Below are 12581 nucleotides of genomic sequence, written 5' to 3'. Positions count from 1 at the left end.
CACCACCAGGACCACCACGGCGGCGACCGCCAGCTCGGCCCGGTGCGGCACCTGGTGCACCGGGACGGCCGCTGAGGCTTGAGGGTCTTGGGTACGTCGCGCCTTCCGGCGGCCCGGCCCGTGGGTCAGTGGCGGGGGCGCAGGGCGTACCAGGTGGCGCCGAGGGCGAGCACGGCGACGCCGGCGAGGACGCTGCCCGGCGGCAGGTTGGCCGCGAGCAGCAGGCAACCGACCAGCCCCGCCACCGCCAGCGCCCGCACCGGGAGCCTACGCGCCGGGTCGGGCCCCAGCCGCAGCGCGGCGGCGTTGGTGATCGCGTAGTAGACCAACACCGTGCAACTGGAAAAGCCGATCGCGTGCCGGACGTCACCGAGCAGCACCACCAGGACCACCACGGCGGCGACCGCCAGCTCGGCCCGGTGCGGCACCTGGTGCACCGGGTGCACCGCGGCCAGCGCCCCGGGCACGTCGCGCCGACGGGCCATCGCCAGCAGTGTTCGGCCCACCCCGGCGAGCAGGGAGAGCAGCACCCCGGTCACCGCGATCGCCGCACCGGCCCGGACCACCCAGGCCAGGCCGGGCAGCCCGGCAGCGGTGACCACGTCGACCAGGGGCGCGGCGGAGGCGGCCAGCCGGTCGGCGCCGAGCACCCCGACCGCGACCACAGCGAGCACCAGGTAGATCGCCAGCACCACACCGAGGGCCAGCGGGACGGCCCGGGGGATGGTCCGCTCCGGGTCCCGTACCTCCTCACCGAGGGTGGCGATCCGGGCGTACCCGGCGAAGGCGAAGAAGAGCAGCCCGGCGGCGGTGAGCACCCCGCGGGCGGAGCCGCCACCCGCGGTGAGCCGGTCGAGTTGAACGCCGCCGGCGGTCAACCCGGTCACCACCACCAGGGCCAGCACGGCCAGCACCAGGGTCACCAGCACCGCCGTCGCGGCGGCCGTCTTGGCGATGCCGCGCAGGTTCACCACGGTCACCGCGAGCACGGCGGCGACCGCGACCAGCCGGGTCTGCGCCGGCCAGAGGTACGCCCCGATGGTCAGCGCCATCGCCGCACAGCTCGCCGTCTTGCCGACCACGAACCCCCAGCCGGCGAGAAACCCGGCGAACGGGCCCAGCCGCTCCCGCCCGTACACGTAGGTGCCGCCGGACTCCGGGTGGCGGGCCGCCAGCCGGGCCGAGCTGGTCGCGTTGCAGAACGCGATGAACCCGGCCACGGCCAGAGCCGCCAGCAGGCCGGCGCCGCCGGCCGTCGCGGCTGCCGGTGCGAAGACCACGAAGACGCCCGCGCCGAGCATCGACCCGAGGCCGATGACCACCGCGTCGGGTACGCCCAACCGCCGTCGGAGCTGGTCCATGGCCGGAGGCTAGGTGATCGAGGTGAACGGCCGGTCCCAGGCCCGCAACCGGCCCGGTAACGGCACCCGGTCCCACGGCACCCGGCGCAGCAACCGGTCCAGCAGCAGACCGAGCAGCAGCCCGGCCACCGAGTCGGTCAGCCAGTGCCAGCCCAGGTAGGTGGTGGTGAAGAGGACCACCAGCGGCGGCGCCACCCGCACGACGGTGACCACCCGGGGCGGCATCCGCCGGCCGGCGGTGCGCAGCAGCGGTACGAGCAGCAGGGCGATCACGCCGTACCAGACGATCGCGTTGGCCACGTGCCCGGACGGGTACGACTGGGCGAACCGCACCGGCAGGTCGTGCTGGAACAGCGGCAGGGTCTGCTCGGGCGTCAGATAAGGCTCCTTCACGCTGGCGCTGGGCGCCGGGCGGGCGGTCCACACCTTCAGCGGGCCGATGGTCAGGGCGGTGAGCGCGAACGCCACCACCGGCGGCAGCACCGGCCGGACCGAGCGGAGCCGGACCGCCAGCAGCACGCCCAGTCCGGCGGCGGTCAGCGTCAGCGGACTGCCCTGGCCGAGGTAGTTGAAGACCACCGCCGTCCAGTACGCCGCCGCCGGCCGGTGTGCCTGCGCCCAGTCGGCCACCGCCCGATCCACACCGAACAGGTGACCGGTGGCGAGCGCCACGGTCAGCGCGACCAGACCGGCCAGCAAGAGGGCGTCGCACCACCAGCCGGCGGGGCGTACCGGCCGCGGCACGCCGCGTACCCTCGTGGTTTCCCGCACGCGATCACGCTACCGGCCCTCCGGCGGCGGCCGGCCGGCGCGGGCCGGGTGGCGCGGGCCGGGTGGCGGCGCGATCGATGTGTGCCGAGCCACGATCAGCAGCACTCGGCGGGGACACCCTTCACACTTGTCCCCGTGCGGATCACCTCGGCCCTCGTCGACCCGGCGCTACTCGACCTTCCCTGGTCGACACCGCTGGAGCAGTGGCCTGCGCACCACCTGGTGGCGCTGCCCCAGGGCATCTCCCGGCACGTCGTGCGGTTCGTCCGGCTCGGCGACTACGTGTACGCGGTCAAGGAGACCGGCGAGCGGGTCGCCGAACGGGAGTACGACCTGCTCCGCGCGTTGGAGCGGATCGACTTCCCGTCGGTGGAGGCGATCGCGATCGTGGCCGACCGGCAGGGCGACGACGGGGAGCCGCTCGCTCCGGTGCTGATCACCCGGCATCTGCAGTTCTCGCTGCCGTACCGGGCGCTGTTCTCCCATACGGTGCGGCCGGAGACCATGGGGCGACTGCTGGACGCCCTGGCGGTGCTGCTGGTGCGGATGCACCTGACCGGCTTCTTCTGGGGCGACTGCTCGCTGTCGAACACCCTGTTCCGGCGGGACGCGGGCGCGTTCGCCGCGTACCTGGTCGACGCCGAGACCGGGGCGCTGCACCGCTCGCTTTCCAACGGCCAGCGTGGCGAGGACCTGGAGATCGCCCGGGTCAACATCTTCGGTGAGGCGCTGGATCTGCAGGCCGCCGGGTTGCTGCACGAGTCGATCGATCCCGAGGTGGTCTGCGAGGAGGTCGTGCAGCGCTACGAGCGCCTCTGGCACGAGATCACCTACGAGCAGCAGATCGAGCGGGAGGCCCGGCACGACATCGAGGGCCGGATCCGCCGCCTCAACGAGCTGGGTTTCGACGTGGCCGAGGTGGCCATGTCGACCGTCGACAACGGCCGCTACCTGGTCCGACCCAAGGTGGTCGACGCCGGCTACCACACCCGTCGGCTGCTGCGCCTGACCGGCCTGGACGCCGAGGAGAACCAGGCTCGCCGGTTGCTCAACGACCTGGACGCCTACCGGATGGAGAGCGACCTGGCTGACGAGCAGCAGGCCGCCCACCGCTGGCTGACCGAGGTGTTCGAGCCGGTGGTCCGGGCGGTGCCGGCGCACCTGCGCCGCAAGCTGGAGCCGCAGGAGATCTTCGCGCAGATCATCGAGCACAAGTGGCTGCTCTCCGAGCGAGCCGGCCGGGACGTCGGCATGGGCCCGGCGGTGCAGTCGTACCTCTCCGAGGTTCTGGTCCACCGGCCGGACGAGCAGGCCGTGCTCGGCGTCGAGGTGCCGTCGGCGGGCTGACGGCGGTCCGCCTCACCTCGCCGCGCCGGTCACTCCAGCCAGGACCCGGCGCGCATCACCCGGACCACGGACAGGTCGTCGTCGAGGACGACCAGGTCGGCGCGGAGACCGGCCCGGAGCGCACCGACCCGGTCGCCGAGCCCGATCGCCCGGGCCGGGGTGGTGGCGATCATGCGGACGGCGTCCGGCATCGGGACGCCGCTGCCGACGGCGTGCCGCAGCGCGGCGTCCATGGTGAGGGTGCTGCCTGCGAGGGCGCCGTCGCGGGCCAGCCGGGCCACCCCGTCGGCGACCAGCACCTCCTGCCCGCCCAGCTCGTAGCGGCCGTCGGGCATGCCGGCGGCGGCCATCGCGTCGGTGATCAACGCGGTCCGCTCCGGGCCGGCGGTGGAGGTGGCGAAGGCGAGCATCCCGTCGTGCAGGTGCACCCGGTCGGCGACCAGCTCGCAGACGACGCTCGGCGCCTGGAGCAGGGCCACCACCGGGCCCGGTTCGCGGTGGTGGATCGGGCGCATGCCGTTGAACAGGTGGGTGCCGACGCTCGCGCCGGCCGACACGGCGGCGCGGGTCTGCGCGTACGTGGCGTCGGTGTGGCCGATCGCGGCGACCACCCCGTGCGAGGTGAGCAGCTTGATGGCGGCCAGGGCGCCCTCCCGCTCGGGGGCCAGGGTCACCATGCGGACCGCGCCCGAACCCAGTTCGATCAGTTCGGCCAGTTCGTCGGTGGACGGGTCGCGCAGGAACTCCGGGTTCTGCGCGCCGCACCGGGCCGCCGACAGGTACGGTCCCTCGAAGTGGACGCCGGCCAGCACGCCCTCGCGGACCAGCGGGGCGAGGGCGGCGGTGGCCGCGCGCATCACGGCGAACGGGGCGCTGACCAGGCTGGCCAGCAGGGTGGTGGTGCCGTGCCCGAGGTGGAACGCGGCGGCCTGCCGGGCCGAGTCGGCGTCACCGGTGGTGAAGGTGTGCCCCCCGCCGCCGTGGGTGTGCATGTCGACGAAGCCCGGCACGATCCAGTGCCCGTCCCGCTTCGCCGGGTACTCGGCCACCGCGGTGATCCGGTCGCCGTTGATTTCCACGCACCCCTGCCGGATCACGCCGGTCGGGGTCACCACCTTGCCGGTCACCCGCAGGGTCATGGCCGCTCCAGAATGTCGAGGGCGAGCAGGGCGGCGCCGAGGCAGCCCGCCTCGTCGCCGAGGGCCGCCGCGACCAGGCGCGGCTCCCGGTGAAAGGTGATCCGCTCCCGCAACGCCGAGCGCAGCGGGTCGAACAGTCGCGCGCCGGCCCGGGCCAGCCCGCCGCCGATCACCATGGCCTCCACGTCGAACAACGCCTGGGCGGTGGCCAGCCCGTCGGCGAGCGCCCCGACGGCCTCCTGCCAGACCTGCCCGGCCAGTGCCTCCCCGGCCGCCGCCCGGTCGGCCACCTCGGCAGCGCTGAAGGTCGCACCGCCCAGGGAGACGTCGGCGGTACGCGGGATGGCCGCCCCGCCGCCCGGCCGGGCCGGCACGTCGAGGTCGCCGGGGGAGTGCGCCGCCGACCGGGCCAGCGCGGTGTAGCGGCGGCCGATCGCCGAGGCCGAGGCGACCGCCTCCAGGCAGCCGGGTCGCCCGCAGCCGCAGCGCGGCCCGTCGGGGCGTACCAGGATGTGCCCCAGCTCGCCGGCCGCGCCGTGCGCCCCGGCGGTGGCCGACCCGCCGACCAGGTGGGCGGCGGCGATTCCGGTGCCGACGGCGACGAAGAGGACGTGGCCGACGCCCCGGCCCGCGCCGAGCCGGGACTCGGCCAGGCCCCCGAGGCGCACGTCGTGGCCGAGCGCCGTGGGCAGCCCGGTCCGGGCGCGGGCCAGTTCCCGCAGCGGTACCTGCCGCAGGCCGAGGTTGGCCGACCAGACCGCCACCCCGGCGCTCTGGTCGATCAGACCGGGCAGGCCAATCCCACAGGCCACCGGGGTGCGCCCGGCGGCGCGGGCCCGCTCCACCAGCCCTTGCGCGACGTCGAGGATGGTGTCGACCACGGCGACCGGGCCGCGTTCCGCGCCGGTGGGGTGCCGTTCGGCGTGCACCACCGCACCGTCCTGGCCGACCAGGGCGCACTTGATCCCGGTGCCGCCGACGTCCAGCGCGACGACGACGGGTTCTGCACGCCCGGCGGGGGCGTCGGTCACGCGAGGACCACGGAACGGCTGAGGTGCCGGGGCGCGTCCGGGTCGAGTCCCCGGCTGGTGGCGAGCGCGACGGCGAAGCGCTGCGCGAGGATCAGGTCGGCCATCGGGTCGACCGGGGTACGCCCCGCCGCCCAGCTGCCCAGCACCGCCCGGCAGCCGTGGTGCCGGCTGTGCACGAACGCGGCGCCGGTGGCCGCGACGTCCTCGGGCAGCCCGTCGGGCAGCTCGCCGAACGCCCAGACCAGGCGGCCCGGGCCGGCGACCGAGATGGGACCGTGCCGGTAGTCCATCGCCGGGTACGCCTCGGCCCAGAAGGTGGCCGCCTCGCGGCACTTGAGGGCGGCCTCCTGGGCCAGCCCGACCGTCCAGCCCCGGCCGAGGAAGGTGGCCTGTTCGATGCGGGCCGGGTCGATCGGCAGCGGGGCCCGGACGGCCACCTCAGCGTCCGCGGCGAGGGCCTCCACGTTGTCGCCCAGGTGGGCGCGGAGCAGTGCCAGCGCGGTGGTGGCGAAGCGGGTCTGCACGACCGACCGCTCGTCGGCGAAGGGCATGGTCACGGCCGCGTCGGCCAGACCGACAGCCGGGGAGGTGCAGTCGCCGACGAGCACCGTGCCGGGCACCCGGCCGCGTAGCGCGGCGAGCAGGTCGAGCACCTCGGTGGTGGTGCCGGAACGAGTGATGGCGATCAGCCGGTCGTAGCGGCGGCCGGTGGGGAACTCGCTGGCCTGGAAGGCGTCGGTCTCGCCGTGGCCGGCGCGTTCGCGCAGCCCGGCGTAGGCCATCGCCATGAACCACGACGTGCCGCAACCGACGACGGCGACCCGCTCGCCGGGACGGGGCAGGTCGGCGGTGGCGGTGCCGGCGAGCCGGGCCGCCTCCCGCCAGCAATCGGGCTGGCTCGCGATCTCCGCGTCGACGTACGCCATGAGAACTCCTCGTGCCGGGCGGCGGCTGCGCAATACGGCTCGTTACTGCCTTCTTTCGCGCGTCATTCTGCGCGCGCGAGGGCTGCCGTGGCAACCGGCTTGGGCATCGCGCAACACAGGGTTTTGCGCCCACCTAGTTTCGCGCACTACTGTGCACGCAATCAATCACCGTTCGTGCAGAGTCAACGGAGGCCCCGCGGTGGACCGGTACGCCAGATGGAACGCTCTGCTCGAGATGCTGACCGACAACGGCCGGGTCAGCGTCGAGGAGGCGGCCGAGCGCCTGGACGTCTCCCAGGCCACCATCCGGCGGGACTTCGACCAGCTCGCCCAGCAGCAGATGATCACGCGGACCCGGGGTGGTGCGGTCGCCAACGGGGTCAGCTACGACCTGCCGCTGCGCTACAAGACCGCGAAGCACTCGGCGGAGAAGCAGCGGATCGGCGCGGCCGCGGCGGCGCTGGTCAGCCCCGGCACCGTGGTCGGTCTCAACGGCGGCACCACCAGCACCGAGGTCGCCCGGGCCCTGGCCGTGCGGCCCGACCTCAACACCAGCGCCGAGGGTGCCCAGCTCACCGTGGTCACCAACGCGCTCAACATCGCCAACGAGCTGCTGGTGCGGTCGCGGATGAAGGTCGTGGTGGCCGGCGGGGTGGTGCGACCCAAGTCGTTCGAGCTGGTCGGCCCGCTGGGCGGGGCGCTGCTGCGCGAGGTCACCCTGGACGTGGCTCTGCTCGGCGTGGACGCGGTCGACCCGCAGCTCGGTGCCGCGGCCCACCACGAGGGTGAGGCGGCGATGAACAACCTGATGGTGGCCCGGGCCAAGCGGGTGGTCATCATCGCGGACTCGTCCAAGCTCGGCGGGCACGCCTTCGCCCGGATCTGCCCGGTGGACCGGGTCGAGACGCTGGTGACCGACTCCGGTGCCGCGCCCGAGCTCGTCGAGGCGTTTCGGGCTGCCGGGGTGCACGTCATCTGCGCCTGATCCGGCGCCGCGTGGCCAGTGTGCCGGGGATGATCTGAGCGGCGATGCATACCGGGTATTGCCCGACGGGCCATACCGAGTATGGTGTCCGCTGTCACGCCATCCAACGGGGGAGGCACAGCTTGTCCGCTGTCCTGGAGATCGAAGGCTTACGTAAGACGTACAAGAGCCGCCGGCGCGGCGTCCGCAACGCGCTGGACGGGTTCGACATGCGGGTCGAGACCGGGCAGGTGCACGGCTTCCTCGGACCCAACGGGTCGGGCAAGACCACCACGCTGCGCACCCTGCTCGGCCTGATCCGGCCCGACGGCGGCCGGATGGCCATCCTCGGCCACGAGGTGCCGGCCGCGCTGCCCACGGTGGCCGGCCAGATCGGGGCGATCGTGGAGAGCCCGCAGTTCTTCCCGCACTTCACCGCGCGGGACACTCTGTCCCTGCTCGCCAACGCCGGCCAGGTGCCGGCCACCCGGGTCGACGAGGTGCTGGAACTGGTCGGGCTGCGCGACCGGGCCGGCGATCGGGTCAAGACGTACTCGCTGGGCATGAAGCAGCGACTGGCGGTCGCGTCCGCCCTGCTGAAGAACCCGAAGCTGCTGATCCTCGACGAGCCGGCCAACGGTCTCGACCCGGGCGGCATCCGGGAGATGCGGAGCCTGATGCGCGATCTCGCCGAGTCCGGGATGACCGTGGTGGTCTCCAGTCACATCCTCGGCGAGATCCAGCTCATCTGCGACTCGGTCACCATCATCTCGCTGGGCCGGCGGGTCGCCTTCGGCCCGGTCGATGAGGTGCTCGCCGCCCACTCGCACGGCACCGTCCGGGTTCGCCTGGACGCCGCGGAGGACCTGGCCGCCGCCGCCGAGGTGCTCAGCCGCAACGGGGTGCCCGTCGCCCGACACCCCGACCACCTGCTGCTCAACGGCGTGGAGAAGCCGGCCATGGTGAACCGGCTCCTCGCCGAACACCACCTGTACGCCAGCGAACTGGCCCCGGTCTCGGTGGACCTGGAGAGCGTCTTCCTGGAACTGACCAACACCGCGCCGGTGCCCGGTCAGCACCGCCAGGTCGACGAGTCCGTGCGGATCGGCGGGGCGGAGCAGTCCGGTCGCGCCGGAGGGGGTTGGGGAGCATGAGTCTGTACGTCACCGAACTTCGCCGGCTGGCCAAGCGCCGGCTGACCCGGATCATGCTCGTCCTGCTGGTGCTCGGGCTGGCCGGTGTCGCCACCGCCCTGGCCTTCTCCAGCCAGCAGCGCTCCCCGGCCGTCGTCGCCCAGGCCCAGGCCGACGCGGACGCCCAGTACCGGCAGGCCGCGAAGGACTGGGAAAAGATGGTCGCCGAATGCGACGCGGCCCAGGCGCGCGGCGAGCAGACCGAGGAGAGGTACGGCCCGAACTGTGGCCGGGACTGGCAGCCGCAACCGGACATGTTCGATCCGGAGTGGAGCCTGCCGTACGAGTTCAACTTCCGTGGCGAGTTCGAGATGATCGTGGCGGTCTTCGCCGGAGCGGTCGCACTGTTCGGGTTCGTGGTCGGGGCGTCCTTCGTCGGTGCCGAATGGAGCACCGGCGGGATGATGAACCTGCTGCTCTGGCGACCGAGGCGGCTGGCCGTGCTCGGCACGAAGCTGGCCGCGCTGCTGAGCCTGCTCGCCGGGGTGACCGTGCTGCTCGGCGCGCTCTGGACGGCCGCCTTCTGGCTGATCGCCAGCACCCGCGGCAGCACCGAGAAGGTCACCGCCGGGGTGTGGCAGTCCGTCGGACTCGGTGGACTGCGGGCACTGGCACTGATCCTGGTCGCGGGGGCGGTGGCCTTCGCGCTCGCCTCACTCGGCCGGCACACCGCGATGGCGCTCGGCGTCGCGGTCGGGATCGGCGTCATCAGCGAGATCGGCATCCGCATCGGCACCGCGATCGCCGGCGTCTCGTTCGGGGACCGGTACGTCCTGTCCACCTACGCGATGGCCTGGTTCGAGAAGCAGCACAAGCTGCTCGACTATGAGGCGTGCAACCTCGTACAGGGCGCCTGCGAGCCCGCGGAAATGATCATCACCTGGCAGCAGTCCGGGCTGCTGTTCGGGATCGGTTCGGCGCTGATCCTGTTCGCGGCATTCTGGATCATGCGTCGACGCGACGTGGCCTGACCAACGCCGAACGGTTGGCGTCCGGTGCCGGACTCGCCGGTGCCCCGCACGCCGCCCCGTCGGCTCCTGTCCGCCGGAGCACCGTCCCGAGGTCCGTACCGAGCCCGACTCGGTACGGGCCTCGTCCGCTGCGATCGTCGCCCAGCCTGGTTAGGCTGGACGTCCGCCGGTCGGCCCCCGCCACACCGGACGTCCGCCCTGCTGAGGAGCGCCATGCCCCCCGCCGACGCCGTCCCGGCCGACGTCGACCGGCCCGAGCCGCCGCCGACGCGGGCCGGCACGGACGTCACCGGACGGGCCGTCCCGCCCCCGCGCTCCGTACCCGAGGTGGAGATCACGTCGGGCGAGTCCGCGCCGCGCGCCGGTGCTGCGTCGGGCACCGCCGGTACCGGTGATGCGGCGGTTGCCGCCGGGCTTGCTGATGCCGCCGGGCTCGCTGCCGGGGGCACGGCCGGTGCCGGGGCTCAGCCCGACGAGGCCCTGACCGAGCGGGAACAGCGGATCCTCGCCTTCGAACGGCAGTGGTGGCGGCACGCCGGAGCCAAGGAACAGGCCATCCGGGACACTTTCGGCCTCTCGGCGACCCGCTACTACCAACTGCTCAACGCCCTGCTGGACCGGCCGGCCGCGCTCGCCGCCGAGCCATTGCTGGTGGGGCGGCTGCGTCGCCTACGCGCGTCCCGCGCCCGCACCCGCCGCCGCTGACGCTCAGCCCCCGCACCCGGCGGTCGGCCCTGTTCGTCATGTGCGGCATGCGGGGGTATCCCGTGGTGGGGAGGCTGCGATATGCCGCAGCCGGTGTGGCAGCTACAAGGCCGGCAAGGCCCGCCCAAGCCCTCGCCTGCATGACCCACAGCAGGGCGGGTAGCCCGGGACCGGGACACCCTCGGCCGGGCGGGTTGCGGGCTCGGTGCGGCGTCCACGGCGACTTGCCGCAATCGTGGACCTCGCGCAACCTGGTCCAGGCTTCGGGCCGAGGACAGGCGGGCGGCGCCGCGATCTCGACGGCGTTGACCGGTGGTGTCGGCATCGGGGTGGACCTCGGCGGCGTGGCCCGGCGGATCGTGGTGAGTCTGGTGCCGGTACGGATGACGCACCGGCGTGCGGAGAGGAGCGGCCGATGGCGGGACCGGAGGCGCGACACCCGGCGGGGCACACCGTCCGGACGGTCGGAGCGGTGTCGACCATGCGGGTCCGTTCCGTCTCGGTACCCGCGCCAGGCCGGCTGGAGAACGAGGACGTGGTGTTCCGGTTCGGCCCGCTGGTGGGGGTGCTCGACGGTGCGACCGTGCCGGAGGGCTTCGACACCGGGTGCGTACACGGGCCGGCCTGGTTCGTCCGCCACCTGGCCGCCCGGATCGGGCTGGCGGTCGCCGCCCGGCCGGCGGCGACCCTGGTGAGCAGCCTGGCGGCGGCGCTGCTCGGGGTCCGCGCCGACCACGGGGACCTCTGCGACCTCGATCATCCGGGGACCCCATCGTCGACGGTCTGCCTGCTGCGGGAGGGCGTCGACGAGGTCGACTACCTGGTGCTCTGCGACAGCCCGCTGGTGTTCGAGGCCGGCGGCCGGGTCACGGTGGTCTCGGACGACCGGCTCGACTCGGCCACAGCCGACCTGCGCCGGATCGCGGCAACCCTGCCGGGGGACATCGAACCGGAAACCCGGTTCCGGCGGGCGGTCACAGCACAGCGGGAACGGATGAACCGTACCCACGGCTACTGGGTCGCCGCGACCGACCCGGACGCGGCGTACCACGCGCTCACCGGCACGCTGCCGCTGCGCGGACCGGACGCGGTCCGACGGGCCGTGCTGCTCAGCGACGGCGCCTCCTGCGCGGTCGAGCAGTTCGGGCTTCTCGACTGGGCCGGCCTGCTCGACCTGGTCACCGCCGAGGGGCCGGGGGCGCTGGTCGATCGGGTACGCGCCGCCGAGCGCGAGCATCCGGAGCGGCTGCGTCGGCACAAGCGCGCCGACGACGCCTCGGTGCTGCTGTGCGAGTTCCCGTCCCGGGAGTGACCGCCCGTGTGCCGGGCCGCCGCCCGGCAGCGGACGCACGATCGGTCAAGGTCGTCGGCACCGCTCACGGCCGATCGCCAATCGACAGGGCGGCTACGGCGACCAGACGGCGAAGGGGACAGCAGAGGGTGACGGGACGCTCCGATGGCCGACCGGCCGGAACCGGCTGACGGAGGGGCGGTCCAGAACCAAAACGCTGGACGAGTGGCTGGCGTAGCGGCAGACTCCGGCACGTGACGGGTGCGGTACGACTGGAGCCGGTGGACGAGCGAAACCTGGAGCCCTTGCTCTCCGTAGCGGTGGCCGAGGCGGAACCCGAGGACGTGATGCCCCCGGTCGACGCGCCGGCCGGCTGGTCGGCGGCCCGCCGGGATGCCTTTCGGGACTACTACCGGGCCAGCTTCACCGGCCTGGACGGCCCGACCCGCACCCGGATGTACGCCGTCGTGGTCGGCGGTGAGGTCGTCGGAATGATACGCATGCGCCGTTGTGACGAGCCCGGGGTGGTGGAGACCGGGATGTGGCTGGGTCGCTCCGCCCGGGGGCGGGGCATCGGGGTGGCTGCCCTGCGGGAGTTGATGGACGCCGCGGCGGCGGCCGGTATGCACGCCGTCGTGGCCGACACCACCCGGGCCAACGCGGGCGCTGTCGAGGTGCTCAGGAAATGCGGCGCGAAACTGTTCGACGATGGTGATCGGGTACGCGCCGAAATCTCCCTCGACGCCACGCCGCCAGTGCTCTGACAATTACCCGAACGTCGGGAGTACTTCGGTCTCGCCCCGAGGACCTCAACCTCGACCTGGGCCCGCTGGGTCATCTTCTCCCCACCGACTGACCGGCGGGCGGGCTCGGGTGAGGGTG

The 12581-nt window shown here is 73.6% G+C and carries 12 protein-coding genes; 7 read left to right on the top strand and 5 right to left on the bottom strand.

What is annotated here, in order from left to right; all coding sequences use genetic code 11:
• Positions 1-125: 125 nt before the first annotated feature.
• Positions 126-1361 carry an APC family permease gene (locus E1166_RS25155; RefSeq protein WP_132342418.1) on the bottom strand — a complete coding sequence of 412 codons (1236 nt, stop codon included), beginning with the start codon at positions 1359-1361 and terminating at the stop codon, positions 126-128.
• A gap of 9 nt (positions 1362-1370) precedes the next feature.
• On the bottom strand, positions 1371-2132 hold the full coding sequence (locus E1166_RS25150) for a phosphatase PAP2 family protein (protein WP_132342417.1): 762 nt from the start codon (positions 2130-2132) through the stop codon (positions 1371-1373).
• Positions 2133-2267: 135 nt separating this feature from the next.
• On the opposite strand from E1166_RS25150, the gene E1166_RS25145 reads away from it, so the two are divergent.
• Positions 2268-3479 carry a DUF4032 domain-containing protein gene (locus E1166_RS25145; RefSeq protein ID WP_132342416.1) on the top strand — a complete coding sequence of 404 codons (1212 nt, stop codon included), beginning with the start codon at positions 2268-2270 and terminating at the stop codon, positions 3477-3479.
• A gap of 29 nt (positions 3480-3508) precedes the next feature.
• On the opposite strand, the gene nagA is transcribed toward E1166_RS25145, so the two are convergent.
• From nagA to E1166_RS25130, 3 genes are read right to left on the bottom strand one after another with little or no spacing between them, the layout of a single operon-like run.
• The gene (gene nagA, locus E1166_RS25140) at positions 3509-4618 is read right to left on the bottom strand and encodes an N-acetylglucosamine-6-phosphate deacetylase (RefSeq protein ID WP_132342415.1); all 1110 of its coding nucleotides are present in this window, start codon (positions 4616-4618) and stop codon (positions 3509-3511) included.
• Positions 4615-5649, bottom strand: coding sequence for an ROK family protein (locus tag E1166_RS25135; protein ID WP_132342414.1), 1035 nt, complete (start codon positions 5647-5649; stop codon positions 4615-4617). Before E1166_RS25135 ends, nagA begins: the two co-directional genes overlap by 4 nt.
• Positions 5646-6575: a sugar isomerase gene (locus E1166_RS25130; protein ID WP_132342413.1), complete on the bottom strand. Its 930-nt coding sequence runs from the start codon at positions 6573-6575 to the stop codon at positions 5646-5648. The genes E1166_RS25135 and E1166_RS25130 overlap by 4 nt, the downstream gene beginning before the upstream one ends.
• 199 nt (positions 6576-6774) lie before the next feature.
• On the opposite strand from E1166_RS25130, the gene E1166_RS25125 reads away from it, so the two are divergent.
• The 6 genes from E1166_RS25125 to E1166_RS25100 all read left to right on the top strand — a co-directional run bounded on the left by E1166_RS25125 (position 6775) and on the right by E1166_RS25100 (position 12463).
• The gene (locus E1166_RS25125) at positions 6775-7560 is read left to right on the top strand and encodes a DeoR/GlpR family DNA-binding transcription regulator (protein ID WP_132342412.1); all 786 of its coding nucleotides are present in this window, start codon (positions 6775-6777) and stop codon (positions 7558-7560) included.
• Between the two features lie 122 nt (positions 7561-7682).
• The gene (locus E1166_RS25120; RefSeq protein WP_132342411.1) at positions 7683-8693 is read left to right on the top strand and encodes an ATP-binding cassette domain-containing protein; all 1011 of its coding nucleotides are present in this window, start codon (positions 7683-7685) and stop codon (positions 8691-8693) included.
• Complete coding sequence (locus E1166_RS25115) at positions 8690-9703, top strand: ABC transporter permease subunit (RefSeq protein WP_132342410.1); 1014 nt, start codon at positions 8690-8692, stop codon at positions 9701-9703. Before E1166_RS25120 ends, E1166_RS25115 begins: the two co-directional genes overlap by 4 nt.
• Positions 9704-9916: 213 nt before the next feature.
• The gene (locus E1166_RS25110) at positions 9917-10408 is read left to right on the top strand and encodes a DUF3263 domain-containing protein (RefSeq protein WP_132342409.1); all 492 of its coding nucleotides are present in this window, start codon (positions 9917-9919) and stop codon (positions 10406-10408) included.
• A gap of 415 nt (positions 10409-10823) precedes the next feature.
• On the top strand, positions 10824-11720 hold the full coding sequence (locus E1166_RS25105) for a hypothetical protein (RefSeq protein ID WP_243710504.1): 897 nt from the start codon (positions 10824-10826) through the stop codon (positions 11718-11720).
• 233 nt (positions 11721-11953) lie between these two features.
• Positions 11954-12463 carry a GNAT family N-acetyltransferase gene (locus E1166_RS25100; RefSeq protein ID WP_132342408.1) on the top strand — a complete coding sequence of 170 codons (510 nt, stop codon included), beginning with the start codon at positions 11954-11956 and terminating at the stop codon, positions 12461-12463.
• Positions 12464-12581 lie beyond the last annotated feature (118 nt).

It is taken from the genome of Micromonospora sp. KC213, assembly GCF_004348325.1.
Lineage (GTDB): Bacteria > Actinomycetota > Actinomycetes > Mycobacteriales > Micromonosporaceae > Micromonospora.
The sequence above is the reverse complement of the archived record's forward strand: the minus strand, read 5'-3'. Positions and strand labels throughout refer to the sequence as shown.

Excerpts from the sequence above, each read along its gene's own strand:
- E1166_RS25105 (WP_243710504.1), top strand. The coding sequence starts at position 10,824 with ATGGCGGGACCGGAGGCGCGACACCCGGCGGGGCACACCGTCCGGACG.
- E1166_RS25155 (WP_132342418.1), bottom strand. The coding sequence starts at position 1,361 with ATGGACCAGCTCCGACGGCGGTTGGGCGTACCCGACGCGGTGGTCATC.
- E1166_RS25110 (WP_132342409.1), top strand. The coding sequence starts at position 9,917 with ATGCCCCCCGCCGACGCCGTCCCGGCCGACGTCGACCGGCCCGAGCCG.
- E1166_RS25130 (WP_132342413.1), bottom strand. The coding sequence starts at position 6,575 with ATGGCGTACGTCGACGCGGAGATCGCGAGCCAGCCCGATTGCTGGCGG.
- E1166_RS25115 (WP_132342410.1), top strand. The coding sequence starts at position 8,690 with ATGAGTCTGTACGTCACCGAACTTCGCCGGCTGGCCAAGCGCCGGCTG.
- nagA (WP_132342415.1), bottom strand. The coding sequence starts at position 4,618 with ATGACCCTGCGGGTGACCGGCAAGGTGGTGACCCCGACCGGCGTGATC.